General features: G+C 71.2%; 24 protein-coding genes and 2 pseudogenes. 19 read left to right on the forward strand and 7 right to left on the reverse strand.

Annotated features, from left to right (window positions below; translation table 11 throughout):
• Positions 1-76 precede the first annotated feature (76 nt).
• From BFN33_RS13430 to BFN33_RS13450, 5 genes and pseudogenes are all read left to right on the forward strand, one after another.
• Positions 77-1,014 (forward strand): annotated as a pseudogene (locus BFN33_RS13430) (universal stress protein).
• A gap of 25 nt (positions 1,015-1,039) precedes the next feature.
• Positions 1,040-1,936, forward strand: coding sequence for a universal stress protein (locus tag BFN33_RS13435; protein WP_069760175.1), 897 nt, complete (start codon positions 1,040-1,042; stop codon positions 1,934-1,936).
• Between the two features lie 176 nt (positions 1,937-2,112).
• Entirely contained in the window at positions 2,113-4,824 is a 2,712-nt protein-coding gene (locus tag BFN33_RS13440) for a bifunctional GNAT family N-acetyltransferase/acetate--CoA ligase family protein (RefSeq protein ID WP_069760176.1), read from the forward strand.
• A gap of 13 nt (positions 4,825-4,837) precedes the next feature.
• Positions 4,838-5,569 carry a CBS domain-containing protein gene (locus tag BFN33_RS13445; protein WP_069760177.1) on the forward strand — a complete coding sequence of 244 codons (732 nt, stop codon included), beginning with the start codon at positions 4,838-4,840 and terminating at the stop codon, positions 5,567-5,569.
• A 16-nt stretch (positions 5,570-5,585) separates the two neighbouring features.
• A complete protein-coding gene (locus BFN33_RS13450) occupies positions 5,586-6,083 on the forward strand; it encodes a flavodoxin domain-containing protein (RefSeq protein ID WP_069760178.1) in 498 nt (165 codons plus the stop codon).
• 129 nt (positions 6,084-6,212) lie between these two features.
• On the opposite strand, the gene BFN33_RS13455 is transcribed toward BFN33_RS13450, so the two are convergent.
• Complete coding sequence (locus BFN33_RS13455; RefSeq protein WP_069760179.1) at positions 6,213-6,920, reverse strand: CBS domain-containing protein; 708 nt, start codon at positions 6,918-6,920, stop codon at positions 6,213-6,215.
• 38 nt (positions 6,921-6,958) lie between these two features.
• Complete coding sequence (locus tag BFN33_RS13460) at positions 6,959-7,423, reverse strand: Crp/Fnr family transcriptional regulator (RefSeq protein ID WP_069760180.1); 465 nt, start codon at positions 7,421-7,423, stop codon at positions 6,959-6,961.
• 282 nt (positions 7,424-7,705) lie between these two features.
• Between BFN33_RS13460 and BFN33_RS13465 the strand changes: the two genes are divergently transcribed.
• The 6 genes from BFN33_RS13465 to pflA all read left to right on the forward strand — a co-directional run bounded on the left by BFN33_RS13465 (position 7,706) and on the right by pflA (position 14,809).
• Positions 7,706-8,614: a universal stress protein gene (locus BFN33_RS13465; RefSeq protein ID WP_069760181.1), complete on the forward strand. Its 909-nt coding sequence runs from the start codon at positions 7,706-7,708 to the stop codon at positions 8,612-8,614.
• Between the two features lie 119 nt (positions 8,615-8,733).
• Positions 8,734-9,657 (forward strand): carbamate kinase, encoded by a 924-nt coding sequence (locus tag BFN33_RS13470; protein WP_069760282.1) that lies wholly within the window; start codon positions 8,734-8,736, stop codon positions 9,655-9,657.
• A gap of 329 nt (positions 9,658-9,986) precedes the next feature.
• Positions 9,987-10,427, forward strand: a complete 441-nt coding sequence (locus BFN33_RS13475; RefSeq protein WP_069760182.1) for a pyridoxamine 5'-phosphate oxidase family protein — start codon at positions 9,987-9,989, stop codon at positions 10,425-10,427.
• Between the two features lie 153 nt (positions 10,428-10,580).
• Positions 10,581-11,411, forward strand: a complete 831-nt coding sequence (locus BFN33_RS13480) for a universal stress protein (RefSeq protein WP_176742376.1) — start codon at positions 10,581-10,583, stop codon at positions 11,409-11,411.
• Between the two features lie 393 nt (positions 11,412-11,804).
• Positions 11,805-14,066, forward strand: a complete 2,262-nt coding sequence (pflB, locus tag BFN33_RS13485; protein WP_069760184.1) for a formate C-acetyltransferase — start codon at positions 11,805-11,807, stop codon at positions 14,064-14,066.
• A complete protein-coding gene (gene pflA, locus BFN33_RS13490; RefSeq protein ID WP_176742377.1) occupies positions 14,063-14,809 on the forward strand; it encodes a pyruvate formate-lyase-activating protein in 747 nt (248 codons plus the stop codon). Before pflB ends, pflA begins: the two co-directional genes overlap by 4 nt.
• A 50-nt stretch (positions 14,810-14,859) precedes the next feature.
• Here the strand turns inward: pflA and BFN33_RS13495 are convergent, their stop codons facing one another.
• The 4 genes from BFN33_RS13495 to BFN33_RS13510 all read right to left on the reverse strand — a co-directional run bounded on the left by BFN33_RS13495 (position 14,860) and on the right by BFN33_RS13510 (position 18,759).
• Positions 14,860-15,525 carry a DUF4389 domain-containing protein gene (locus tag BFN33_RS13495; RefSeq protein WP_069760185.1) on the reverse strand — a complete coding sequence of 222 codons (666 nt, stop codon included), beginning with the start codon at positions 15,523-15,525 and terminating at the stop codon, positions 14,860-14,862.
• A gap of 247 nt (positions 15,526-15,772) precedes the next feature.
• Complete coding sequence (gene gap / locus BFN33_RS13500) at positions 15,773-16,801, reverse strand: type I glyceraldehyde-3-phosphate dehydrogenase (RefSeq protein ID WP_069760186.1); 1,029 nt, start codon at positions 16,799-16,801, stop codon at positions 15,773-15,775.
• Between the two features lie 128 nt (positions 16,802-16,929).
• Positions 16,930-17,622, reverse strand: coding sequence for a response regulator transcription factor (locus BFN33_RS13505; protein ID WP_069760187.1), 693 nt, complete (start codon positions 17,620-17,622; stop codon positions 16,930-16,932).
• A 423-nt stretch (positions 17,623-18,045) separates the two neighbouring features.
• Positions 18,046-18,759, reverse strand: coding sequence for a CBS domain-containing protein (locus BFN33_RS13510; RefSeq protein ID WP_069760188.1), 714 nt, complete (start codon positions 18,757-18,759; stop codon positions 18,046-18,048).
• A gap of 447 nt (positions 18,760-19,206) precedes the next feature.
• Here BFN33_RS13510 and BFN33_RS13515 point away from each other — a divergent pair, with 447 nt between their 5' ends.
• The 8 genes and pseudogenes from BFN33_RS13515 to BFN33_RS13550 all read left to right on the forward strand — a co-directional run bounded on the left by BFN33_RS13515 (position 19,207) and on the right by BFN33_RS13550 (position 25,075).
• Positions 19,207-19,632, forward strand: coding sequence for a DUF1003 domain-containing protein (locus tag BFN33_RS13515; protein WP_069760284.1), 426 nt, complete (start codon positions 19,207-19,209; stop codon positions 19,630-19,632).
• A gap of 55 nt (positions 19,633-19,687) precedes the next feature.
• Positions 19,688-20,099: pseudogene (locus BFN33_RS54255) on the forward strand (nitroreductase); the annotation flags it as partial.
• A gap of 300 nt (positions 20,100-20,399) precedes the next feature.
• Positions 20,400-21,605: a globin domain-containing protein gene (locus tag BFN33_RS13525; RefSeq protein WP_069760189.1), complete on the forward strand. Its 1,206-nt coding sequence runs from the start codon at positions 20,400-20,402 to the stop codon at positions 21,603-21,605.
• Between the two features lie 149 nt (positions 21,606-21,754).
• Positions 21,755-22,096, forward strand: a complete 342-nt coding sequence (locus tag BFN33_RS13530; RefSeq protein ID WP_069760190.1) for a helix-turn-helix transcriptional regulator — start codon at positions 21,755-21,757, stop codon at positions 22,094-22,096.
• Positions 22,093-23,817, forward strand: coding sequence for a SulP family inorganic anion transporter (locus BFN33_RS13535; RefSeq protein WP_069760191.1), 1,725 nt, complete (start codon positions 22,093-22,095; stop codon positions 23,815-23,817). The genes BFN33_RS13530 and BFN33_RS13535 overlap by 4 nt, the downstream gene beginning before the upstream one ends.
• Positions 23,814-24,200, forward strand: coding sequence for a hypothetical protein (locus tag BFN33_RS13540; RefSeq protein ID WP_069760192.1), 387 nt, complete (start codon positions 23,814-23,816; stop codon positions 24,198-24,200). The genes BFN33_RS13535 and BFN33_RS13540 overlap by 4 nt, the downstream gene beginning before the upstream one ends.
• On the forward strand, positions 24,200-24,625 hold the full coding sequence (locus BFN33_RS13545) for an ATP-binding protein (RefSeq protein WP_069760193.1): 426 nt from the start codon (positions 24,200-24,202) through the stop codon (positions 24,623-24,625). Before BFN33_RS13540 ends, BFN33_RS13545 begins: the two co-directional genes overlap by 1 nt.
• A 36-nt stretch (positions 24,626-24,661) precedes the next feature.
• Positions 24,662-25,075, forward strand: coding sequence for an STAS domain-containing protein (locus tag BFN33_RS13550; protein WP_069760194.1), 414 nt, complete (start codon positions 24,662-24,664; stop codon positions 25,073-25,075).
• Between the two features lie 12 nt (positions 25,076-25,087).
• On the opposite strand, the gene BFN33_RS13555 is transcribed toward BFN33_RS13550, so the two are convergent.
• The gene (locus BFN33_RS13555) at positions 25,088-25,882 is read right to left on the reverse strand and encodes a 2-phosphosulfolactate phosphatase (protein WP_069760195.1); all 795 of its coding nucleotides are present in this window, start codon (positions 25,880-25,882) and stop codon (positions 25,088-25,090) included.
• Positions 25,883-25,975: the final 93 nt, after the last annotated feature.

Consider the following 25,975-nt stretch of genomic DNA (forward strand, 5'->3'; position numbering starts at 1 on the left):
GGGACCTGCGGTCTCTGCACCCCGTCTCATCTCGTCGCCACCCTGGAGTCGGAAAGCCGACCAGGAGGTGGACACCATGTCCCGCAACGTCACCGTGGGCCTCGACGGCTCGACCGAGAGCCGCGCCGCCGCCATGGGGGCACCTCCCACGCCTTTCGGGCAGTGGGGGAGGGCGGCCCGCGAGGCGAAGCTGCGCGGACTGCCGCTGCGGCTGGTGCACGTCTGGGAACCCGTCCCGGAGCCCATGGCACAGGCCCCGCTGCTCGGGGCCGAGACGCCAGCGCACTGGAGGGAGCGCATTCCGCGTGAGACGGCCGAGGAACTGCGCATGCGCCATCCCGGCGTGCACGTGGACACGGAGCAGATTCCCGGCAGGCCGGCGGATGCTCTTGCCGTGGCGGCGAAGGGCGCCGAGTTGCTGGTCCTCGGCTCGCGCGGCCTGAGCGGGATCGGGGGATTCCTCGTCGGATCCGTGGGCATGGCCGTGATCGCGGACACGGAGATCCCCGTCGTCCTGGTGCGGGCCGGAGAGCAGGCCGCCGACGAGCACGAGGCAGGTCCCGCGGGCATCCCGTCCGCCGCGACCGCGTACCGGCCGGTGGTGCTCGGCATCGACACCGGCCGCCCCGATGACGCGGTGCTCGCTTTCGCCTTCGACGAGGCCGCCCGCCGCGGTACCTCGCTGAGGGTCGTGCACGGCTGGAACCTACCGCCCTACTCCGCCTACGGCGTGCCCGCCGACCCCGAGCTCAACGCCGAACTGGGCCGACAGGAGGCTGCCGCGCTGAGCGAGGTGCTGCGCCCCTGGCGGCGGAAGTACCCGGATGTCGAGGTCGTCGAGGAGTCCCGGTCCGGAAGCCCTGCCCACCACGTCATCGACGCCTCCCATGACGCATCGCTGGTCGTCGTCGGCCGCCGATCCGCCGCAGCCCGATCGGCGTCCACATCGGATCCGTCACGCACGCGGTACTGCACCACGCCACCGCCCCCGTCGCCGTCGTCGCGCACGACTGAACGCACCCTCTGAAGGAGTGGGATCATGAACACAGCGGTGGAACGAGCCCTCGGTGGGCCTTTGGTCGTGGGCGTGGACGGTTCCGAGCCGAGCCTGCGGGCCGTCGACTGGGCGGCGGACGAGGCCGTGCTGCGCGGGGTGCCGTTGCGGCTGGTGTACGCCTGTCTGTGGGAGCGGTACGAGGGTGCCGCACTCGCCCGGGACATCGGCAGGCCGACCGCTCTGCCGCTGGCCCAGGACGTTGTCGGCGCCGCCGCCGAGCGGGCACGTGTCCGGCATCCTGACCTGAAGGTGACCGCGGACGTGGTGTTCGAGGAGCCGGAGTACGCCCTGGTCCGCGAAGGGCGGCACGCCTCGGCGTTGGTCGTGGGCACCCGCGGCCGCAGCGGCATCGCCGAGATGCTGCTCGGCTCCGTCAGCCTGGCCGTCGCCGCCCGTGCCGACTGCCCGGTGATCGTGCTGCGCGGCAGCCACGACAACCGGGCGACGCCCCCGGTGCACCGCCGCGTCGTCGTGGGCGTCGGCGAGGACGTCAAGGAGTCGGCAGCCGTCGGATTCGCCGTCGCGGAGGCACGGCGGCGTGGGGTGACTCTGGAGGCCGTGCGCGCGTGGCGGTGCCCCGCGCATGAGTCCACCGACCACCCGCTCATCTCCGGCGAACCCGCCCGCCTGCACGAGGAACGGGCGGCCGAGCAACTGGAAGCGGCGTTGCGGGACGTCCCGGCGGACATCGAGGTGCGTCGGCGTACCGTCGAGGGTCATGCCCGCCGGGTGCTCCTGGCCGCCTCGCACGAGGCCGACCTGCTGGTCGTCGGTGCCCGGCGCCGTGAGGGGCATTTCGGGCTCCAGCTCGGCCGGGTCGCCCACGCGGCGCTGCACCACTCCGACTGCCCCGTCGCCGTCGTACCGCAGCAGGCGTGACGAAGGTGACCAGCGCACCTGAACGTGCGCCGTCAGGCGTGCCTCCCGCATGCGGGTCGGGGACGACCAGTGTGATCTGGGGCCTATCGGCCCCCACGTCGCCCCCGGACAGCCCATGGGACAACCTCCTGATCCGCCGGATGCTCGAAGTGACAAGAGGCTTGGAGGATCCCGAGATGGCGCACCACCTGACCGACCGACCCCCCGTCCACGCCCTGCTCGCGGACGGCACCACCGTGTGCATCCGTTCCGTGGTGGCGGGCGACCACGACCAGTTGGAGGGGCTGTACGAGGAGATGTCGCCGGAGAACCTGCGCCTGAGGTTCTTCGCGGTGAGCCACCGGTCCGCCCATCTGGCCGCCGACCGGGCCTGTGCTCCGGCCCGCAGCGGCTACCGGGCGCTGCTGGCCGAGACGCAGGGCCAGGTGGTCGGCCTTGCCGAGTACGACGCCGGGGACGCCGGGGACTCCGGGGACGAGACGGACGCGGCCGAAGTGTCCATCGCCGTCGCCGACGGGCTGCACCACCGGGGCGTGGGCACCCTGCTCGTCGAGCACCTCGTCTCGGCCGCCCGTGCGGAGGGCATCAAGGCCTTCACGGCCGACGCGCTCAGTGAGAACCACGCGGTGCTCAAGCTCTTCGCCGACCTCGGTCTGCGCACGACCCGCCGCTTCGAGGGCCCGGAGGTGCGCTGCAGCATCGCCCTCGACCAGAGCGACAGCTACCTCACGGCCGTGGAGGAACGTGGCCGGGCCGCCGACGTCGCCAGCCTGGAGCCGCTGCTGCGGCCGAAGGTGGTAGCCGTCATAGGCGCCGGGCGCAAGCCGGGTTCGGTCGGCCGGGCGATCCTGCACCAGCTGCACGCGGGTGGCTACACCGGGCGCCTGTTCGCGGTGAACCCCGCCGCGCACGCGATTATCGGCGTGCCGTCCTACCCGTCGGTCAGCGCCCTGCCCAGGACACCTGACCTCGCGGTGCTCGCCGTACCCGCCGCCGCGGTCCCGGAGACCGCCGAGGCGTGCGGGAAGGCGGGCGTACGCGCCCTCCTCGTCGTCACTACGGGCCTGGACGCGGATCAGGCGCAGGCGCTGCTGGCGACCTGCCGTTCGTACGGCATGCGCCTCGTCGGCCCCAACTGCCTCGGTATCTCCAACACCGACCCGCAGCTGACCCTGGACGCCACGTTCGCCGCCGGACATCCGCGCCCCGGCACCGCGGGTGTCGCGGTGCAGTCGGGCGGTGTCGGCATCGCCCTGCTGGACGGGCTGTCGCGGCTCGGGATCGGTGTGTCGTCCTTCGCCTCGCTGGGCGACAAGTTCGACGTCAGCGGCAACGACATGCTCCAGTGGTGGGAGAGCGACGGCCGCACCGGCCTCGCCCTGCTGCACCTGGAGTCCTTCGGCAACCCGCGCGCCTTCTCCCGTACCGCTCGGCGCGTGACGCGCCGGATGCCGCTGCTGACCGTCGACGCCGGGCGTACCGACGCGGGCCGTCGCGCCGCCGCCTCGCACACGGCAGCCGCCGCCACCCGCACCATGACCCGCCAGGCCCTGTTCACCCAGGCGGGCATCACCGCGACCCGCTCGGTCGGCGAACTCCTGGAGGCCGCCGCCCTGTTGCACTCCCAGCCGCTGCCCCAGGGCGCACGGGTGGCGATCATCACCAACGCGGGCGGCGCCGGTGTCCTCGCGGCCGACGCCTGCGCCGAAGCCGGACTGTCGCTCCCAGCGCCCGCACCGGCACTGGTCGACGACCTGCTCGCCGTACTGCCGGACGGGGCCGCGGTGGGCAACCCGGTCGACACCACCGCCGCCGTCACGGAGGAACAGCTCACCGACTGTCTGGACCGGATCATGCGGTACGGCGGTGTCGACGCCGTCCTCGTGGCCCTGGTCCCCACGGCGGTCGCCGCTGCGACCGGTGACGACCTCGTCCGGGCCCTCACCAGCGGACCCGGCCGAAGGGCGAAGCCGATCGTCGCGGTACGGCTCGAACAGGGCCTGCCCGTCGAGCTGTTGCCCGCAACGGACGACGGCACCGTCCCGTCGTACGCCGAACCCCAGGCGGCGGCACGAGCGTTGGCCCACGCAACCCGCCGCGCGGCCTGGCTCGCCCGCCCCGCCGGGACCGTCCCCGACCTCGACGGCATCGAGACGGACCGAGCCCGCACCGTCGTCGAGACCTACCTCGCCGCGCACCCCGACGGCGGCTGGCTGGACCCGCGTACCTGCGCCGACCTCCTGTCCTGCTACGGCATCCCGCAGATCCCGTGGGCCTGGGCCGAGACCGAGGACGACGCGGTCCTGGCCGCGGACCGGCTGCGCGGCTTCGACGGCCGGGTGGTCATGAAGGCCCACTGGCCCGGCCTTGTGCACAAGAGCCGGCAGCACGCCGTCCACCTCGACCTGCGCGGCGACTCCCAAGTCCGCGCTGCCTACCGGGACTTGGAGACGCGCTTCGCCGGGTTGACGACCGGCGTCGTGCTGCAGCCGCTCGCCGCCCGTGGCACCGAGCTGTTCGCCGGCGTCGTCCAGGACGAGGTCTTCGGGCCGCTCGTCCTGTTCGGCCTCGGCGGTACGGCAACCGAGGTACTCGCCGACCATGCGGCCCGGCTCGCCCCGCTCAGCGACCACGACGTGCACGACCTGATCACCTCCCCGCGCTGCGCCCCGCTCCTGTTCGGCGCGCAGGGCAGCGGCCCCGTCGACCTCGGGGAGCTCGAGCAGTTGCTGTTGCGGCTGTCCCGCATGGCGGCGGACCTGCCACAGCTCGCCGAGACCGACTTCAACCCGGTCCTCGCGACACCGGGCGGTGTCACCGTGCTGGACGCGCGGATCCGCCTGGTGCCGTGCAGGCCCCAGGACCCCTATCTGCGCCGACTCCGCTGAGGAAGGAACGGACATGAGGCACAACAAGGTCGGCTCCGTGATGACCACGGACGTCGTCCGCGCCACCTACGGCACCCCGTTCAAGGAGGTCGCCAGGCTGCTCGCGGCCCACCGGATCAGCGGGCTGCCGGTGGTCGACGAGGACGACAAGGTCATCGGCGTCATCTCCGAAACGGACCTGGTGGCACGCCAGGCGGCCACCCCAGGACCGTACGAACCGCGCCGTCGCCTCGCATTCCCCGGGGTGACACGCGGCGCCCGGCGGCAGACAGCGAAGGCGCACGCCCGCACCGCCGGGCAGCTCATGACCGAGCCGCCCGTCACCGCCCACGCCGACGACACCATCGTCGAGGCCGCCCGCACCATGGCCCAGCGTCAGGTGGAACGCCTGCCGGTGCTCGACGAGGCGGACCGGCTGGTCGGCATCGTCACCCGCCGCGACCTGCTCCAGGTGTTCCTCCGGCCTGACGGGGACATCCGCGACGAGGTGATCGAGGACGTACTGGGGCGCACCCTGTGGCTTCCGCCCCGCAGCGTCGACGTGTCCGTCGTGCAGGGCGTCGTCACGCTCACCGGCCACATGGAACGCAAGAGCGAGACGGTGATCGCCCTGTCGATGATCGCGCGGATCGACGGCGTGGTCGGCGTGGTCGACAAGCTCACCTACCGACTGGACGACACACGCCTGCACCCCCAGGAGCAGGCACTGCACGGCGTGGCCGACGACTGGCTGCGCAAGATGTGAGAGGAGGCGTACCGCCATGACCGGCACCGTGTTGGTCACCTACGGAACCACCAACGGATCGACGGCACAGATCGCCGAAACCATCGCCGACGTCCTGCGCAAGAGCGGGCTGACGGTCGAGGCCCTTCCGGCCCAGGCCGTCCCGACTGTGACGGCGTACGACGCGGTGGTGGTCGGCGGCGGACTGTACGCCGGGCGCTGGCAGAAGGACGCGCGCCGGTTCCTCCGCCGGCACCGCCACGACTTGGCCGAACGCCCGCTGTGGCTGTTCAGCAGCGGCCCGCTCGACGCCTCGGCCTCGGAGCGGGAGATCCCGCCCGTTCCCGGGGTGAGGAAGGCCATGGTCGAGCTCGACGTCAGGGACCACGTCACCTTCGGGGGATGCCTGGAGGAGGGCGCGAAGGGATGGGTCGCACGGATGATCCTCCGCAATGGAAAAGGCGGGGACTTCCGCGACTTCACCGCGATCGAGACGTGGGCGGCACGTGTCGCCGACGAGCTGACGCCTACATAGGGCGGGTCATCCGCTCTACTCAGGCCCCGGTGCCCGGCACCGGGGCCTGAGTAGAGCGGCGACATCGATTGCGGCAACCGCCGGAGCCCCCCGCGCGCTGCCCGGGCGGCCTGGCACACAGCTGCTGGATCACGACGGTGCGGCGTCCTCGCCGCCGTGACTCGACGGGGCAGGGGCCGACTCAGAGGAACGGCCGTGCTCGGAGACGTCGAACTCCACGTCCACGACGCCCTCGACGGCTCGGATCAGCCGTGCTGCCACGGGCACCAGTGACGCATCCCGGATACGGCCGCCGAGCGTCACGACACCGTCCCGTACCGAGACGCGTGCGGCCGACGCCGGAGCGGGGAAGAGGTACGACACCACCTCGCGACGGACCTCCTCCGCGATGTCCTCGTCCTCGCGCAGGAACACCTTGAGCAGGTCGGCGCGGCTGACGATGCCCTGCAGCATGCCCAGGTCGTCGACGACGGGCAGCCTCTTGACCTTCGCGTGGGCCATGGCCCGCGCGGCCTGGGCGAGCGTCGCGTTCGCGTGGACGGTGAGGGCCGGCGAGGTCATCAGCTCCCCTGCGGTCACCGCGCCGGCCTTCGCGAGGTCGGACAGGCGGCGCAACTGGGTGTACCGGTCGGGGTCGCTGTCGCGGAACTCCTCCTTGGGCAGCAGGTCGGCCTCGGACACCACCCCGACGACGCGGCCCTCGCCCTCCAGTACGGGCAGGGCGCTGACCTTCCAGTCGTGCATCATCCGCACGATCTCCTTGAAGGAGGCGCCCCTGCCGATGGCGGCGACGGTCTGGGTCATGACGTCGCTGACGATGTGCGGGCCGCCGTGCATGACGCCTCCATCGGCGCTGTCACTTCGACTCGGCGCGTTCACAGGAGGCTGCCGCTGCCGTAGGGGGCGTACAGGTCCAGCAGCCGGGTGCGGGACGAGCGCAGGCGGTGGGCGAGGACGTTCCCGACCCACAGGGCGACGCTCGCGCCGAGCGCGGGGTCGTCCCGGCACATCGAGCGGATCGCGGTGGCGTCGAACTCGTATGCCCGCACCGGGCTGGTCGCCTCGGCGCCCAGATGCCAGCTGTGCGGCGCGAACAGCCAGGACCAGCCGAGGAGTTGGTTGTGGTCGAGGGTCTCGATGACAGCCGCGGAGCGGCCGGGCACGCGCATGTCCAGGGCGACGGTGCCGGTCCGGATGATCCAGAACCGATCCGCCTTGCCGCCTTCCTCGAAGAGGCGGGTGCCCTGCGGGAACGACACCTCCCGGGCGAAGCACATCAACCGGTTACGGTGCTCGGCCGGCAGTGCCCGCAGCATGCCGGCCGTGGCGGGAGCGTTCATGGCGTGCCTCCAGTCAGGGCGTACGAACCTGCTATGTCCAGCGTGTTCCCGTGCCTGCTCCTGGTCCATGGGCCACCCGGCCCCATCGCCGGGCCGTCCGGTACCCCATGAGAGCCCTTGGGCCCCTGGGCCGGGAACGGGCCGGGCGGTTCGATGAAGACGAGAGACAACCTGTTGAGCGACTCGCGCCGCCGCCCCGTCCGGAGCCCAGCGCTCGAGGCCGCTCCTGGACGCCGCTCGACCCAGAAGAGCAGACAGGCTCAACCGGAGGAGGCAGGCATCATGGTTCAGCACGTCACCGCAGGAGTCGACGGTTCCACCGAGAGCCTCGCGGCCGCACACTGGGCGGCCAGGGAAGCCCTGCGCCGCGGAGCCTCGTTGAGGCTGGTGCACGCGTGGACCCGGCATCCCCGCCCTGCCGCCTCCGTACCCATGGGCACGAGCGAGCGCGAGTGGGCCCAGCAGACCCTGGACCGAGCGGCCGGCAGCGTCCGGGCCGCACACCCAGGGCTGCGGATCGTGGAGCAGTTGGTGTCCGGCTCCGCGGTCGACGCCCTGCTCGCCGCGCCGGCGGAGGCGGAGTCGCTGGTGCTGGGGTCCCGCGGGCTCGGCGGTGTCGCGGGCTTCGTGGTCGGATCCGTGTCCCAGCGGGTCGTCGCCAGGTCGGTGCGCCCCGTGGTGCTCGTCCGGGCGGGCGAGGCCGCCGCCGACGAACACCTTCCGGTGTCCGACGGTGTCTCACCGGAGGAGATTCCCGGGACCCCGTACCGCGATGTCGTCCTGGGGCTGGACACCCGGCGCCCCTGCGACGAGCTGATCGAGTTCGCCTTCGAGGCCGCCGGGCGCTACGGCGCCGCACTGCGCGTGATCCACGCCTTCACCGTTCCGTCGGCCGACGGCGCCGACCTGCCCGCGGTCAGGGGGACGGGGCCGGAACTGCTTGCGGCACAGGAACGCGCCGTCGTCTCGACGCTGCGTCCGTGGTGCGAGAAGTTCCCCGAGATCTCCGTGACCGAGACCGTCTCCGAAGGCAGGGCGGCCACCGCACTGGTGCGCGCGTCGTCCGGCGCTTCCCTCGTCGTCGTGGGACGCCGCATCCGGGACGGTCACCTCGGCACGCACATCGGTCCCGTGACGCACGCGGCGCTGCACCATGTCGGCTGCCCCGTCGCCGTCGTACCGCACACCTGAACCGGCCCCCACGGTGCTCCGACCGGCGCCGCCCGACCACCTCGACGGGCCGGAGCTCATCAACAACTGGGTTGCACACCATGAAGGCCGTGCCGGCCGTCACTCTGGAGGACAGAACAGTGCGCATCGTCATCGCCCTCGGCGGCAACGCCCTGCTGCGCCGGGGTGATCGCCCCGACGCGGCCGTACAGCAGGCGAACGTCGACCGGGTGGCCACCGCAGTCGCCGCCCTCGCCCTGGAACACGAGATCGTCATCACTCATGGCAACGAGCCGCAGATCGGCCTGCTCGCCATGGAGAGCGCGGCCGACCCCGTCCTGACCGCCCCCTTCCCGCTCGACCTGCTCGGCGCCCAGACCGAGGGCCTGATCGGATCGCTGCTGGTCCGGGCCCTGCACGACACGCTTCCCGGACGCAAGATCGCCGCACTCGTCACCCACACCCTGGTACGGGGCGACGATCCGGCGTTCGCTCGGCCCACGAAGCCCGTCGGCCCCGTGTATCCCCGGGACGTCGCCCACTCCCTCGCGCGAAGGCGCGGCTGGCACCTCGCCAAGGACGCCACCGGGTGGCGCCAGGTCGTCGCCTCGCCCGCGCCCCAGGGGATCGTGGAGACCGAGACCATCCACGACCTGCTCACCTGCGGCGTGCTGGTCATCTGCGCCGGCGGCGGGGGCGTTCCCGTCACCGCCGACCACGACACCGGCGCGCTGACCGGCGTCGAGGCGGTCGTGGACAAGGACCTCACGGCCGCCCTGCTCGCCGAGGAACTCAAGGCCGACTTCCTGCTCATCCTCACCGACGTGCCGAACGTCTACGCCGACTACGGCACCCGGCACCAGCAGTCCGTCACCGACGTCACCCCCGACGATCTGCGGCGCGGCGGCTTCCCCGAGGACTCGATGGGCCCCAAGACGGAGGCCGCCGCCCGGTTCGTCGAACGCACGGGCGGTCTGGCCGCCATCGGCGCCCTCGACGCCGCGTACGAGATCGTCCACGGGCGGTCGGGGACCCTCGTGCGCTCCGACCTGACCGTCGGCTGAGAGCCGCCGGCGCGAAGGGCGTGGGGCTCCAGAAGAAGTTCTTCTCCCGCCATCGCAGCGATACGCGAACCGTGGCGCACATCGGTTTCCCGGCACGCGCGACTACGGAACGGGAACCGCCCGAGTGCTCGTACGGCCTGTCTGAGTAGCGAGCCTGCCGCGCATTGCCGAACACCGCGGACAGGCCTGCCGTGCGGCCCATCGACTGTGGTGGTGCGCGGGCCGCTCTCCGTCTCGGACGGGACTCATGGCCCCTCATCCTGGGGCCTGCTCCGATGCAGGGTGGAAGAACGCAATGCCGCTGTACCAGGTGAGAGACAGGTCGGCTGATGGATTCCAATGACGGTTACCGCGAACTCGGGCGGCAGGAGTGCCTGCGGCTGATGGCCAAGGCGCCCATCGGCCGCATCGTCTACACGCGCCGCGCCCTGCCCGCCGTGCTGCCGGTCAACTTCGCCCTGGACGGCGACGACGCGATCCTGCTGCGCACCTCAACAGCCTCGGAACTGGTCCGCGCGATCGACGGCGCGGTGGTCGCCTTCGAGGCCGACGACGTCGATGCGGCCCACCACTCCGGCTGGAGCGTTGTCGTCACGGGTACGGCCACCGTGGTGACCGACCCGGCCGAGCATGAACGCCTGGCCCGCACCGGCCCTGTCTCCTGGGTGCCCGCGCCGCCGGAGGTCTTCGTCCGCATCGAGGCCGAACTTGTCACCGGACGGGAGCTCGTCGGCGGACGAACGCTGTATGGGGTGGATCTGCCCGCCTGAAGGTCTTCCTCCTCCTTCCCGTTGTCTGTCGTCGGCCGGGGCCGTACGGCCCGACGACATGGGGCCGTACGGCACGCCATCGGGTTCCGACGGCCTCTGCCCGCAGCGCCCGCGGACGACGAGCGTTTCCTTGGAGCAGAAGGGAACAGGACAATGACGGAGCGTCATGTGGTTGTTGGAGTGGACGGTTCACTGGTCGCCGTACGGGCCTTGGACCGGGCCGCCGAGGAGGCGGTGCGCCGCGGCGCCGCGTTGCGCGTCGTCTACGCCGTGGCCGACTGGGACGAGGCGGGGCCGGTGCTGGCGTCGGCAGTCTCGCGGGTGCACGAGCGTCATCCCGGACTGCCGGTGGAGGCCAGGGCCGTGGAGGGCGGCGCCGTGCGGGTGTTGGCACGGGAAAGCGAGAGCGCGGCTCTCACCGCTGTGGGCACCCGGGGGTTCGGCGGTGTCTCCGGCCTGCTGGCGGGCTCCGTGAGCTGGCGCCTGGCCGCGCACGTCCACGGTCCGTTGCTGGTCGTCCGCGGGGATCACCCTCGCGACGAGGGGCGCGAGGTGCTGCTCGGCCTGGAGAGCGACGCCGATGAGGCCGCGGCTGCTCATGCCTTCCAGGAGGCGTCCCGGCGTGGGGTCCGGCTGCGTGTCGTGCACTCCGCGACACACCCGCACACCACACCGGAACCGGCCTCGCTGGTGGCCGCGACGAGTCCTGTCCGGCAGCGCCGGGCCCAGAGCGACCGTGCGGACGAAGCCGTGCCGCGCTTCAGTTTGGCCCGGCTGCGGGAGGAGTACCCCGGAGTCGAGGTCGACAGCCGCACGGTGCGCACCGGCCCGGCTCATGCCCTGCTGGCGGCTACCTGCGAGGCCGACGTAGTCATCATCGGCACGCACCGGCGCGCGGGCCGACTCGGTCCACCACTCGGCCCGTTCGGGCATGTCCTTCTGCACCACTCCCACTGCCCTGTGGTGCTGGTGCCCACGACCTGAAGACAACGACAGCGGCACAGCGTGTGGCCCGGTCGGCCTGCTCGGCATCGGCCTTGCCTTCGTCTCCGGCATCGCCAAGATGGCGCTCATCTGGATCGCCGAGTGGCCGCCGGTGAAGCATTTGTCCGACGGCTCGACGGGCGTGTCGACCAACCCGTACGCCTGGGAGCGGCTGCCGTTCGTCAGCCGCAACCGCGGGCTGCTCTGGGGGCCAGTTGCTCCCTTGCCGGCAGCCAGGGGCGGTTCCGGGGGCCCGACCGGGCCCAACGGCCCAGCAGACGAGGGACCGATGGCGAGCCCCAGGTGCTCCGACAGGCCCTCCTCGTGGGCATCGCGAGCGACGAGCATCAAAGGCGAAGAAGTTCCACGTGCAGAGCGAGGGAGAGACCGGCGATGACGGCAACGGTGACAACTGGAGCCCGGGCGGCAACCGAGGCGTGGCGGGGCTTCGCCGGCTTGCGCTGGCGCGACCGCATCGACGTACGTGACTTCATCCAGGCCAACTACACGCCCTACGAGGGCGACTCGGCGTTCCTGGTCGGTCCGACCGAGCGCACGCTGGCCGTCTGGCACAAGGTCGCTCGGCTGTTCCCCGAGGAGCGGCGCAAGGGAATCCTCGACGTCGACCCGGGTAACCCGTCCACCATCACCTCGCACCGGCCGGGCTACATCGACCGCGACCGGGAGCTGATTGTCGGCCTGCAGACAGATGCCCCGCTGCGGCGGGCCATCATGCCCAACGGCGGCCTGCGGATGGTCGAGAACAGTCTCAAGGCGTACGGCTACCGGGCCGACCCCTTCGTCACCCGTGTCTTCGGCACCTACCGCAAGACCCACAATGAAGGTGTCTTCGACGCCTACACCCCCGAGATGCGCGCCGCCCGCAAGGCAGGGATCATCACCGGCCTGCCGGACGCCTACGGCCGCGGCCGGATCATCGGCGACTACCGGCGGGTCGCGCTGTACGGCACCGACCGGCTCATCGAGTCCAAGCGGGCCGAGCGCGCGCTGCTGGACGCACGGCTCTCCAGCCCGGACGTCATCCGCGACCGTGAGGAACTGGCCGAGCAGATCCGGGCGTTGGGCGAACTGACGCAGATGGCGGCCTCGTACGGCTGTGACGTCTCCCGCCCGGCCGTCACCGCCCACGAGGCCGTGCAGTGGCTCTACCTCGGCTTCCTGGCGGCGGTGAAGGAGCGTAACGGCGCCGCGATGTCGCTGGGCCGTACCTCCACGTTCCTGGATGTCTATGTGCAGCGGGAACTGGACGAGGGGACCCTCGACGAGCCCCGCGCCCAGGAGCTGATCGACGATTTCGTGATCAAGCTGCGGATCGTACGGTTCCTGCGCACCCCGGAGTACGACGCGCTGTTCTCCGGCGATCCGACCTGGGTGACCGAGTCCATCGGCGGCATGGGAGGTGACGGGCGCACACTCGTCACCCGGACCTCCTTCCGCTTCCTGCAGACGCTCTACAACCTCGGCCCGGCCCCCGAACCCAACCTGACCGTGCTCTGGTCACCCCAACTACCCTCCGGATTCAAGGAGTTCTGCGCCCGGGTGTCCATCGACACCAGCGCCGTGCAGTACGAGTCCGACGACCTGATGCGCCCGCGCACCGGCGACGACACCGCGATCGCCTGCTGCGTCTCCGCGATGACGGTGGGTCGGCAGATGCAGTTCTTCGGGGCCCGCGTCAATCTCGCCAAGGCGCTGCTGTACGCGATCAACGGCGGCCGCGACGAGATGACCGGCGAGCAGATCGCGCCCGAAGCCCCCGCGCTGGCCGGCGAGTACCTCGAGTACGGGGAGCTGTCGGCGGCGTACGACCGCATGCTGGACTGGCTGGCGGCCACCTACGTCAACACCCTCAACGTCATCCACTACATGCACGACAAGTACGCCTACGAGCGCATCGAGATGGCTCTGCACAACCACCCCGTGTACCGCTACATGGCCTGTGGGATCGCCGGACTGTCGGTGGCCACCGACAGCCTCTCCGCCGTCAAGTACGGCCGGGTGAAGGTGATCCGGGACGACACGGGCCTGGCCGTCGACTACGAGATCGAGGGCGGGTTCCCGGCGTACGGCAACAACGACGACCGTGTCGACTCCATCGCCGTCGACCTCGTGAAGTCCTTCATGGCGAAGGTGCGCAAGCACCCCACCTACCGCAACGCCGAGCACACCCAGTCGGTGCTGACCATCACCTCCAACGTGGTGTACGGCAAGCACACGGGCAACACCCCCGACGGCCGCCGCGCCGGACAGCCCTTCGCGCCCGGCGCCAACCCGATGAACGGCCGGGACCGGCACGGGGTGGCCGCCTCCGCGCTGTCGGTGGCGAAGCTGCCGTACGAGGAGGCCCGGGACGGCATCTCGCTGACCACGACGATCACCCCGGAGGGACTGGGGCACAACCCCGACGAGCGGCCGGGCCACCTGGTGGGCATCCTCGACGCCTACACGGCCTCCGGTGGCTTCCACATGAACGTCAACGTCCTGGACAGGGCGACGCTGGAGGACGCCATGGAGCACCCGGAGAAGTATCCGGAGCTGACGATCCGGGTCTCCGGCTACGCCGTCAACTTCGTCCGCCTGACCCGCGAGCAGCAGCTCGACGTGATCAGCCGTACCTTCCACGGATCGCTGTGAGCAGCACGGTCGCACCGGTGACGGGCCGCATCCACTCCTGGGACCTGTCCACGGGAGTGGACGGTCCCGGGACCCGGTTCGTGCTGTTCCTCAGCGGCTGCCCGCTGCGCTGCCTGTACTGCGCCAACCCCGACACCTGGCACATGCGGGACGGGAAGCAGACCACCGTCGACGAGGTGATGGCCGAGATCGAGAGGTACCGGCCCTTCATCTCCGTCGCCGGCGGGGGAGTGACGCTCACCGGCGGCGAGGCCCTGCTGCAGCCGGCGTTCACGGCCTCGGTCTTCCGCCGCTGCAAGGAGCTCGGTCTGCACACGGCCCTGGACACCTCCGGTTTCCTCGGCGCCCGCGCCACCGACGAGCTGCTCGCCGACACCGACCTCGTCCTCCTGGACATCAAGTCCTTCGACGTCCGGACCTACCGGAGGCTGACCGGCGGCGACCTTTCCCCGACCCTCGACTTCGCCACCCGCCTGGACCGGCTCGGCGTCCCGGTGTGGATCCGCTACGTCCTCGTGCCCGGCTGGACCGACGACCCGCCGGCCGTCGACGCCCTCGGCGGGTTCCTCGCCGGGCTGGGCAACGTCGACCGGGTGGACGTCCTGCCGTTCCACAAGCTCGGCACCCACAAGTACGACGCGCTCGGCATCCCCTTCCCCCTGCGCGACACACCCACGCCGGATCCGGACCTGACGGAGCGGGTGCGCGAGCAGTTTCGGGACCACGGCCTGCGGGCGCTCTGACGCGCCGAGCGGTTCGCCGTGTCTGCGGCGCAGTCCAGACGCAAAGGTGATCAGGGCACCACCGCCGGTTCGTGCGGTTCCGTGCCTCCCATGTCGAGCCGGAACGGTGGATACGAGTCCGTCATCAGGACGACGTAGGCGACGACGCGCAGCACCCACCTGTTGAGGCCGAGGATCAGGTCGAACAGGCTCCGCGGGTACTTCTCGGTGAAGGTCACGGCCACGGCGGCGATCACCACCAGTACCGCGATCAGCCCGCCGCCCCACCAGCCGGGGTGCCAGCCGCTGAGGAAGAAGCCGATGACGATGTAGTGGGGGATGGCCAGCAACCACCACTTCACCAGCACCAGGCCGCGGGAGAGGCGCTCCGGGTAGGCGATGTCCAGCCGGGCCGGGTAGTCGGGTTCCTCACCCAGGCTGAAGGGCGGGTAGCGGTCGGTACCCAGGGCGCCGTACGAGTAATAGGTCACGCGCCAGCTCCATCGCAGCACCCCGACGTTGAAGTCGAACAGGGGGCGTGGGTAACGCTCGGTGAACAGGATGGCGAAGAACGCGATCACGCTCACCACGCTGAAGGCGATCCAGAGGAAGAACAGCACCACGTAGTGGGGGATGACCAGGACCCATTTCACCAGCCACAGCCACCGGGACAGCCGCGTATCCAGCACCGCACTCACCCGGACCGGGCGCTCTGGTGTTCCTGCCAGGGTTGTCATGGCGATCAACTCCTCCGGGCCCGGAGCGACGGCCGCTGAATCGGGCCCAAGACCAGCCTGGCCGCTGACGGGGAGCCTCGCCATCTGTGCCGACAGGCAAGGCCGCGACGGGCGGATCGGCACACCCGCGCGGTGCGGATGCCGTGCCGTCCGATCGGGCCTGCTCGTCGGTCGTATTGCTCAGGACGGCGTTGGTGCGGCCGTGGGCGATGTGGGGCGACGACACCCCGTGATCTGCGCTCGCCGGTCAGCCCAGGGGGAGCCGGGCGACGACGTACTCGGTGAGGTCGAGGAGCCGGTTGGTGTAGCCCCACTCGTTGTCGTACCAGCCGAACACCTTCACCAGGTTCCCGTGGGCCTGGGTGAGCGGGGCGTCGAAGACGCAGGACGCGGGGTCGCCGACGACGTCGCGGGAGACGATCGGGGCGTCGGACACCCGCAGGATCCCCTTCAGCGGCCCGTCGGCGGCCTCCCGGAAGGCGGCGTTGATCTCGTCGACGGTCACCTCCCGGTCGAGTACGAGGGTCAGGTCGGTCAGGGAACCGTCCTCGACGGGGACGCGGACCGCGAGGCCGTCGAGGGTGCCGGCCAGCTCCGGCAGGACCAGGCCCACGGCACGGGCCGCTCCGGTGCTGGTCGGGATGATGTTCACAGCGGCGGTGCGGCCCCGCCGCAGGTCCTTGTGCGGGCCGTCCAGGACGACCTGGTCGTTGGTGTAGCCGTGGATGGTGGTCAGCAGGCCCTTGTCGATGCCGAACGCGTCGTCGAGGACCTTCACCATCGGTGCCACGCAGTTGGTGGTGCACGAGGCGTTCGAGACGACGTGGTCGCTTTCCGGATCGTAGGTGCCCTCGTTGACGCCCATGACGATGGTGGCGTCAACTCCCTTGCCCGGCACGGACAGCAGCACCTTGCGGGCGCCACCCTTCAGATGCAGCCCGGCGTCCTCGCGGCTACGGAAGCGTCCGGTGGACTCGATGACGACGTCCACGCCGAGCCCGGCCCAGTCGAGCGCGGCGGGGTCGCGTTCGGCGGTCACGGCGATGCGGTGGCCGTCGACCGTGATCGAGGTGTCGTCGTGCTCGACCGTGCGCTGCAGCCTGCCGTACGTCGAGTCGTACTCCAGCAGATGGGCGAGCGCCGCCGGTGAGGTGAGGTCGTTGACCGCCACCACCTCGACCGGCGTGCCAGCCGCTGTCTCCGCGCGCTCCAGCACGAGCCGCAGGTAGTTGCGCCCGATGCGGCCGAAGCCGTTGATTCCCACGCGCACGCTCATGTCCGTCGTCCTCCCGATCGATCCGCTTCCGTGTCGCTGCCAGCGTGCTGGCCGGGTACGGGATCGTGCTTGGGCCGGACGGGGGCGAGCCGGGGGGGACGTTCGGCCCGGCGACTCGCCGTGCGGCTTCAGCGCTTTTGTTGCGTGGCCCGGTCCTGGGCCTGGGTGGCGATGACCGCCGCCTGGATGCGTCGCTCCACGCCGAGCTTGGCCAGCAGTCGGGAGATGTGGTTCTTCACCGTCTTCTCCGCGAGGAAGAGCCGCTGGCCGATCTGGCGGTTGGTCAGTCCCTCGCCGATCAGGGCCAGGATCTCCCGCTCCCGGTCCGTCAGACCGGGGAGGGCGTCGGGCTCGGGTTCCGGCTCCTGGCCCTGACGCAGCCGGGCCATCAGTTTGGCGGTGGCGCTGGGGTCGAGCAGGGACTGGCCGGCGGCGACCGTGCGGACGGCCGAGACGAGGTCCGAGCCCTTGATCTGTTTCAGTACGTAGCCGGACGCCCCCGCCATGATCGAGTCCAGCAGGGCTTCCTCGTCGTCGAACGAGGTCAGCATCAGGCAGGCCAGCTCCGGCATCTGCGAGCGCAGCTCCCGGCACACGGTCACGCCGTCGCCGTCGGGCAGGCGGACGTCGAGCACCGCCACCTGCGGGCGCAGCGCGGGCACGCGGATCAGGGCCTGCTCGACAGTGGCGGCCTCGCCGACGACGGTGATGTCCGGCTCGTCGTTCAGCAGGTCGTGCACCCCTCGCCGTACCACCTCGTGGTCGTCCAGCAGGAAGACCCGGATCGAGTTGTCGGGGCTGGGCTGCGCGCCGTCCGCCATTGGATGCTCCTTGTTCTGCGCCGTCCGAATCCTGCACCGGGCTGTCACCCACAGGGTGTGACCGATCCTTGCCTATGGCCGATCTTGCGCGATCCGGGGCCAAAGGGCCAGGGCCGTTCGGCCCTACTGCCACCAGCGCCCGGTTTTCTCCCGGCATCCCGATCGGATCGCCGACGCCGACCGTCAGCGGCCGAACAATCGATCTGCTCGACCGGCGCGGAACCATGGTCGCGAGCACCATCGCCAGGGCTCAGTCATGCGCGTGGGTGTCCAGGCTGCTCCGGCTGAAACGGCGGCTGATGGGCGACTCCGGACGTCATGGCACCGACGCTTCCGTCCATCTCGGGTGGGCAGGGCGATCGCGCGTACCGATCAGCCTTCGCCTACGACTCTCCGATCCGGGGGTTCCTGCGGCAGAGAGTTTCACCCGACGTGATGGCTGTTCCTGCCCGGCCTCCGCGAAGTCGGGGTCCGGCCGTCGCCGTCGCCGCCCGTCAGGCTGTTGACGACGCCGACCACACCGTCGATCCGGTACGTCAGCTGGATTGCCGACGGAATGTCGCTGTCGTGCTCCAGGCACCCTTCCAGCGTGACCATGCCGTCCCGAACGGAGGCGGTCACGGTGTCGGGCGGCACGCGCAAGGCGCGGGTGAACACCTCGACGATGACTTCCCGGCGGATCTCCTCGTCGCTGCGCAGGAAGACGCGCAGCAGGTCGCGGCGGGTGGCGATGCCGATCAGGCGGTCCTCCTCGTCCACGACCGGGAGACGTTCGACGCCGTGGCGTTCCATCACGCGCGCGGCGTCCGCCACCCGCTGTTCGGGGTGCACCGTGATGGCTGGAGACGTCATCAGGTCCTCCGCGGTGGCGGCCCGGGCGACGGCGGCCGCGCGGCGGGCGGAGCGTCGCAGTGCGGGCACGCGGAACCGCCGTACAGGACGGTCGGCGGACCGGGCCGCCTGACGGCGGACCAGGTCGGTCTCCGAGATCACGCCCAGGACCTTGTCGTCGTGGTCGACCACGGGCAACCCGCTGATCCGGTGCCGGTCGAGGAGCCGTGCCAGATCCTTCAACGGCGTCTCGCGGCGGGCTTCGACGACCTCGCGGGTCATCACGTCACCAACAATGTGCGTCATCGCGCCCACTTCCTTCCGAGCCGCCCCCTGGTGCCATTTCCTTCAGCTTCCCTTCCGTATGGGCGGCGGGGGCAGGGCCGAGCGTCCCTGGGTCGAGGACCGAACTGCCCCGGGACCTCCGGCCCCCTGGAAAGGAGTTCATCCAGATCGGCCGGCTCTTCCTCGCGGGGAAGACGGCCGGCTCCGGCGCGAAGGGACCGGCGTTCTCGCAGGAGGCGGCTGGGCCGGACGTCCCCGATGCCGTCCCCATGCGGGCCACATGACATGCTTCCCTGCTGTCACGCTGGGAGCGCGACCCCGGTCACCACCGGGCACCGATCGAAAGGACGACGGATGGAGGGCGTGAAGCCGGGCTCCGCCGATGAGAGCAGCCCCGCTTCCGCGGGCCGGAGCCGTCCTCGGCGTGCTGCCGTCCGCGTTCCCCACGAGCGTGTCCGGCTGGCACGGATGCGCACCTCGCAGGACCGTGTCGCGGACGCGATCACCTCGTTCGCGGGGACGATGCGATTCGTGTACCTGCACGCTCTCTGGTTCGCAGGTTGGATCGCGCTGAACGAGGGCCTGCTCGGGAAAGCAGCGATCTTCGACCCGTATCCCTACGGGCTGCTCACCATGATCGTCAGCTTGGAAGCGATTTTCCTGTCGACGTTCGTCATGGTCAGCCAGAACCGGCAGGCGGCACGCGAGAACGTACGCGCCGACCTGGACTTCGAGACCAACCTGCGCTCCGAGGTGTGGTCCGTTCACATAGGAAAGGCACTGGGCCTCGACCCTCTGCAGATCGAGCAGCACGTGCAGGAGATCATCGCCCAGAGCAAGGCAGGCATGGACTTCGAACAGCGTGGGACGCCGGTCGATCCCCAGGATCTCTGATTCCCGCCCACCGGGTCGCGGGGCAGCCCGGTGTCACCCGGGCCGTAGCACCACAGGCCCGGAGGCGTACAGCGCCGTCGACGGTGTCCCCGAGTACGCCTTCGGGCCGCGCAAGCGGGACGGCAAGGCCCCGGTACCGGACTTCGCCGGGCGCCGACCGGTGGCCGACCGCGGCACCACCACCTTCGAGTACACCCCGCACCTGGCCCTGCTGAGCACCCCGGCGACGGGCCCGCCGACTGGCTGCGTGCCGGTCAGGCACTGGAACATGTGCTCCTGGAGGCAACTGCGGCCGACCTGGCCACCTCCCTCACCTCCCACGCGCTGGAGACCCCCGAGCTGCGCATGCCGGTCCGCGACCCGGGGTCGGGCCCGGGCAGGTGCAGATGGTGCTGCGTCTCGGCTACGGCCCGCGGGGTCCGGCCACCCCCCGCCGCCCGGTCGCTGACGTTCTCGACATCGTGTAACCGCACCGTTTCACCTTCGTGGCCGGACGACGGCGTTGGCCATCGGCGTCTTCCGCGCACGTCCGGCACAGCGCGCGGGGTGACCCGCACGGAAACCAGGCGCGACTCCGTGACCTGTTCGGACCGAGGGGTGGCCGGGGGCGCTGTTGCCGCCGACGGATCCGTTGGTGGGGGCGTCCGCGTCCACACGAGCCGATCGGCCTCAAAGAGAGGGCCATTCGGCCCTCGGCCCCCGTCCATGGATCAAGCCACGATGGTGGGCGCCAATCCCCTTGTCCACCTCGTCTGCTGAGGAGACCCATGCTTTCGCCCGAGTCGGCCACCGTCGTCCGTGCCACCCTGCCCGCCGTCGGCGGAGCCCTGGACGAGATCACGGCGCGGTTCTACGACACGATGTTCGCCGAGCAACCGGAGCTGCTGGACGGGCTGTTCAACCGCGGCAATCAGGCCAGCGGACAACAGCGCCGCGCTCTGGCCGGGTCCATCGCAGGCTTCGCACAGGCCTTGCTCGCCGACCCCGACGCCCGACCGGACGCGCTGCTGTCGCGGATCGCCCACAAGCACGCCGCACTCGGTGTCACCGAGGACCAGTACACGATCGTCCACAAGTACCTGTTCGGGGCCATTGCCGAGGTGCTCGGCGAGGCGGTCACGCCGGAGGTCGCCGCCGCCTGGGACGAGGTGTACTGGCTGATGGCCGGCGCGCTCATCGCCCAGGAGGCCCGCCTGTACCAGGAGGCGCGGGTCGATCCCCGCGATCCGTGGCGGCAGTGGACGGTCGTCGAGCGGCGGGAGGAGACCCCCGACGCGGTGTCCTTCCTGCTGCGCCCTGCCGACGGCGGCCCGATCCCCTCCGGCAGGGCCGGCCAGTACGTCAGCGTCCGCGTGCAGATGCCCGACGGCATACACCAGCTGCGCCAGTACAGCCTCTCCGGCGCTCCCGGCGACCAGGTGCGCCGCATCACCGTCAAACGGGTCGCGAGCGTGGCCGACGCCCCCGAGGGCGAGGTGTCCAACCAGCTCCACCGCACCGTCCGGGCCGGTGACGAACTCACTCTGTCCGCCCCGTTCGGCGACGTGGTCCTCGACGACGCCGACAGCCCGCTGCTGCTGGTCTCGGCCGGCATCGGCTGCACCCCGATGGTCGGCATGCTCGAACACCTCGCGGCGACCGGAGCCGCCCGCCCGGTCACGGTGCTGCACGCCGACCGTTCTCCGGCCGACCACGCCCTGCGCGCGGACACCCGCCGCCTCGTCGGCCGACTGCCCGGCGCCCGGGCCGAGTTCTGGTACGAACAGGACGCCGCCGCCGAACCCGGCGCCCACCCCGGTCTGATGGACCTCGACGGACTGGACCTGCCCGCCGACGCGGACGTCTACCTGTGCGGCTCACTGCCCTTCATGCGCACCGTGCGGGCCCAGCTGCTGCAGGCCGGCATCCCCGCCCGCCACATCCGCTACGAGGTCTTCGGCCCCGACCTGTGGCTGGCCCACACGGAGGGCTGAGCACCGGCACCGAGAGCGCGACAACCGAATGCTTAATTGCAAAATTTCGCAATTGGTTAGATGCTGGGTTGGCTGGGATCGCAAGTAGAAGCGGACGCAGCGTTTGGTGTCTGCCCCGAGGTGGGGTCTTCGAAGGGAGCCGAGGGGCCGTGTCCGTTCCGCTGTACCAGGCCAAGGCCGAGTTCTTCCGGATGCTGGGGCATCCCGTACGGATACGGGTGCTGGAGTTGCTCCAGGACGGCCCGCTGCCGGTACGGGACCTGCTCACGGCGATCGAGGTGGAGTCCTCTGGCCTGTCGCAGCACTTGGCGGTGCTGCGCCGCTCCGGGATCGTCACCTCCACGCGGAACGGCTCGACCGTCGTCTACGAGCTGGCCGGCGGCGATGTGGCCGCCCTGTTGCAGGCGGCGCGGCGGATCCTCACCGAGGTGCTGGCCGGACGGAACGAGTTGCTGGCCGAGCTGCGGAACGCCGAGGTCGTCGCGCGATGACCACGGCACTTGGCCGGGCGGGGGACCGGATCGCCGCACTGCTGCCCAGGCGGGTCGAGCTGGCTCAGATGCGGCGTGACCCGCGACGGGACCTGCTCGCGGGTCTGACCGTGGCGATCGTCGCGCTGCCGCTCGCGCTGGGTTTCGGTGTTTCTTCGGGGCTCGGCGCTCAGGCGGGCCTGGCGACCGCCGTGATCGCGGGTGCGCTCGCTGCGGTCTTCGGCGGGTCGAATCTGCAGGTGTCCGGCCCGACCGGTGCGATGACGGTGGTCCTCGTGCCCATCGTGGGCAAGTACGGGGCGAGTGGGGTGCTCACCGTCGGCTTGATGGCGGGCGTCATGCTCGTCGGGCTGGCCGCGCTGCGGGCCGGCAAGTACATGCAGTACGTGCCCGCCCCGGTCGTCGAGGGATTCACCCTCGGCATCGCCTGCGTGATCGGTCTGCAGCAGGTCCCGAGCGCCCTCGGCGTGCCCAAGCCCGGGGGCGACCGCGTCCTGGTGGTGACCTGGCGGGCGATCGAGGAGTTCGCCAAGGCCCCCAACTGGACGGCCGTCGGCTTCGCGACCGCGGTGGCCGCCGTCATGTTGCTCGGTGCCCGCCGGCTGCCGACCGTGCCGTTCTCCATCCTGGCCGTGATCGCCGCTACGGCCGTGGCACAGCTCGCGCACCTGGACGAGGCGAAGCCGATCGGCGACCTGCCCTCCGGGCTGCCCGTACCGTCTTTGTCCTTCCTGGAACTCGGCTCGCTCGGGACGCTGCTCGCGCCGGCCGTGGCCGTCGCCGCCCTGGCCGCACTGGAGTCGCTGCTGTCGGCTTCGGTCGCCGACGGCATGACCGTGGGCCAGCGGCACGACCCGGACAGGGAGCTGTTCGGGCAGGGTCTGGCCAACATCGCCGCCCCACTGTTCGGCGGTGTCCCGGCGACCGGAGCGATCGCCCGCACCGCGGTCAACGTCCGCACCGGCGCGAGCTCCCGGTTGGCAGCCCTGACGCATGCCGCGGTCCTGGCCGTGATCGTCTTCGCGGCGGCGCCTCTCGTCTCGAAGATTCCACTGGCCGCCCTGTCGGGCGTCCTGCTGGCCACGGCGATCCGGATGGTCGAGGTCGGCTCGCTCCGGGCCATGGCCAGGGCCACCCGCTCCGACGCGCTGATCCTCGTCCTCACCTGCGTCGCCACGCTCGCACTCGACCTCGTGTACGCCGTGATCATCGGCCTGGTGGTGGCGGGCGCCCTGGCTTTGCGTGCCGTGGCCAAGCAGGCTCGTCTCGACCAGGTACCGCTGGACCGCGGCGACCACAGCGCGGAGGAACACGCGCTGCTGGCCGAGCACATAGTGGCGTACCGCATCGACGGCCCGCTGTTCTTCGCCGCCGCGCACCGTTTCCTGCTCGAGCTGACCGAGGTGGCCGACGTCCGCGTCGTCATCCTGCGCATGTCGCGCATCTCCACGATGGACGCCACCGGGGCCCTCGTCCTGAAGGACGCGGTCGAGAAGTTGCAGCGGCGCGGCATCCTCGTCCTCGCCTCCGGGATACGCCCTAGCCAGATTCAGGTCCTCGACTCCGTCGGGGCACTGGACCTGCTGCGCCACGAAGGGCGGGAGTACGCCTCCACACCTGACGCGATCCGGGGTGCCCGCGATCACCTGGAGAAGGCCGGCGTCCTGTCGGGCGGCCCGGCCCAGCGGACCACCGCCACCAGCGAGGAAGCCGTCCGATGAGGACCCGTTCCGCCGAACTGCCTCTGACCGAGGTCTCCGGCGCGGAGGCCGTGCGGCTGCTGGATGGCAGCACTCCGGTGCGGCCTGCGCACGTACAGCGGGGGATGGCCGCTGCGCCTCCCGTCCGGCACGTGGGGGAGTTCGTCCGCCGGATCGTCCGCACCCTGACCCCGACCCCGCCTGAGCCGCTGTCCTTGTCCGCCGCCGACAACCGCTGGACGGTGACCGCGGTCGGCCCCGCCGACGTGTTCACCGACCTGGGCGAGGCCGCCCACTACCGGTGCACCCCGCCCGGCCGGGTGCACGGTCCACACGACCCAGTCGTGCGCATCCGCCCGCAGAGTGCGACCGGCTACCGCTGCGCGCGGCCCACGGAGGGCTGATGTCCACGCGCCTCGAAGCCCTGCCCCACCGGCATGTACTCACCCTGCCCGCCGAGCCGTCAGCCGTCCGCATAGCACGGAAGACCGCCCAACAAGCACTGGTGGAATGGGGGATCGGCCTGCGCCACCCCACCGTGGACCCGGCCCTGCTGATAGTCAGCGAGCTGGTCACCAACAGCGTGCGGCACGCCGCCGTCGTCTCCCCGCAGCTCACGGTGATCTACGCGGCGGGCCCGGACTGCCTCGCCTTCGCCGTCCACGACCGCCACCCCTACCAGCCCGTCCTGTACGAGGCCGTCACAGACTCTGAAGTCGGGGGACTGGGCACCGTAATGGAGCTGGTTCTCGGGCTGGCGGGCACGGCCGTCGTCCGCGCGGATGCCGACGGCGGCGGCAAGAGCATCTGGATCACTCTCCCTCTCTGAGTCCAACTGGGCTGAACGGCAAGGAAGTTCACCATTATGACCATCGACTGGCGCTACACCGCCGAGGGTGACCTCGGTATCCTCTCCGTCGCCGGCTACCTTGGCCCCGACGCCGTGCGCCGCTTTACCGGCGCCATCGGCTGGGCGTTGGCCCGTGGCGCCGGCCCGGTTGTCGTCGACCTCACCGAGCTGCGCAGCTGGTCGGCCGGAGGGCAGCTGGCGATCACCGAGGCCGCCCGTCGCCTCGCCCAGGCGGGCCGGTCTCTGGAGCTGGCCGCCATTCCCGCTGACGGATCGCTCGTCCCCGCCGCCGAGTGCCCGCCCATCCCGATCCATGCCGACCTGGCTGCCGCGCGTGCCGCACACCGCTCAGCATGCGGGGACCAGGTGGAGGGGCGTCACGAATGGCGCACCACGGGGTGGCCGGACGGTGATGAGCCGGCCGGCTGACCGCTCCGGCTCTCAACCCGAGACGAAGGAACCGTCGTCGTGGCGTACCGGGACGAGGGCGGACGTGTCCACTTCGGTGGCGATCGCCACGTCCTCGACGAATCCCATCGCGGCCAGCTGACGGCCGGACGCACTGGTGGCAACCGTGTGGGCGAGATCGGCGGTGCCTTCGTAGCTCGCCTTCGTGGCGGCGGCCTCTGGGGAGAGCGGGCCCGCGCCCCGGGAGCACAAGTCGCTGATGAGGGCTCCGGCGCCGAGCAGGTCCTCGATCGCGGGCCGTAGGCTGCCGTCCGGCCACGCCTCACCGGCGGCGATCACGACGACGGGACGTTCGGGGGTGCCGTAGCCGTGGGAGGCGAGCCAGGTACCGACCGCGGTGGTGTTGCGCAGGCAGACGGCGACCACCCGCACCCTGGGCGGCGCGGCGGCTGCGATCGCGGCGCCGTTCGGTGACGGCAGCACCAGGCGGCCCACGAACGGGGCGGCGCGCAGGTGGGCGGGCGACAGCGACCAGGGCGTTTCCGGTGTGACGGTGTGGCGGTGGGAGGCCAGCCGGGCACCCGACCGGCGCGCATACGCGGCGGCGGCCTGCTCGGCGCCGGTCCGTTCCGCGCCGGACACGGGGCCGCCCGGCCACCGGAAGGGAAGGACGCGGATGCCCCGGTCGACGGCGACGCTCACCGCTGTGGTGAACGACAGCACGTCGACGGCGACAAGACAGACAGCCTCGCTCGCGAGCCGGCTCGCACCCGCGGGCCCCCATTCGAAGCGCACTCCGCTTCCGGACTGGACGTCCCAGCCACCCATTGCACCCCTCTCGCCGGGGCAACGCCAGAAGGCGGCTCCCTCGTCTCAGTAATTGCTAATATTAGCAATTACTGAGACCGTCACTGCTGGATT

Source organism: Streptomyces sp. LUP47B (genome assembly GCF_001746295.1).
Taxonomy (GTDB): domain Bacteria; phylum Actinomycetota; class Actinomycetes; order Streptomycetales; family Streptomycetaceae; genus Streptomyces.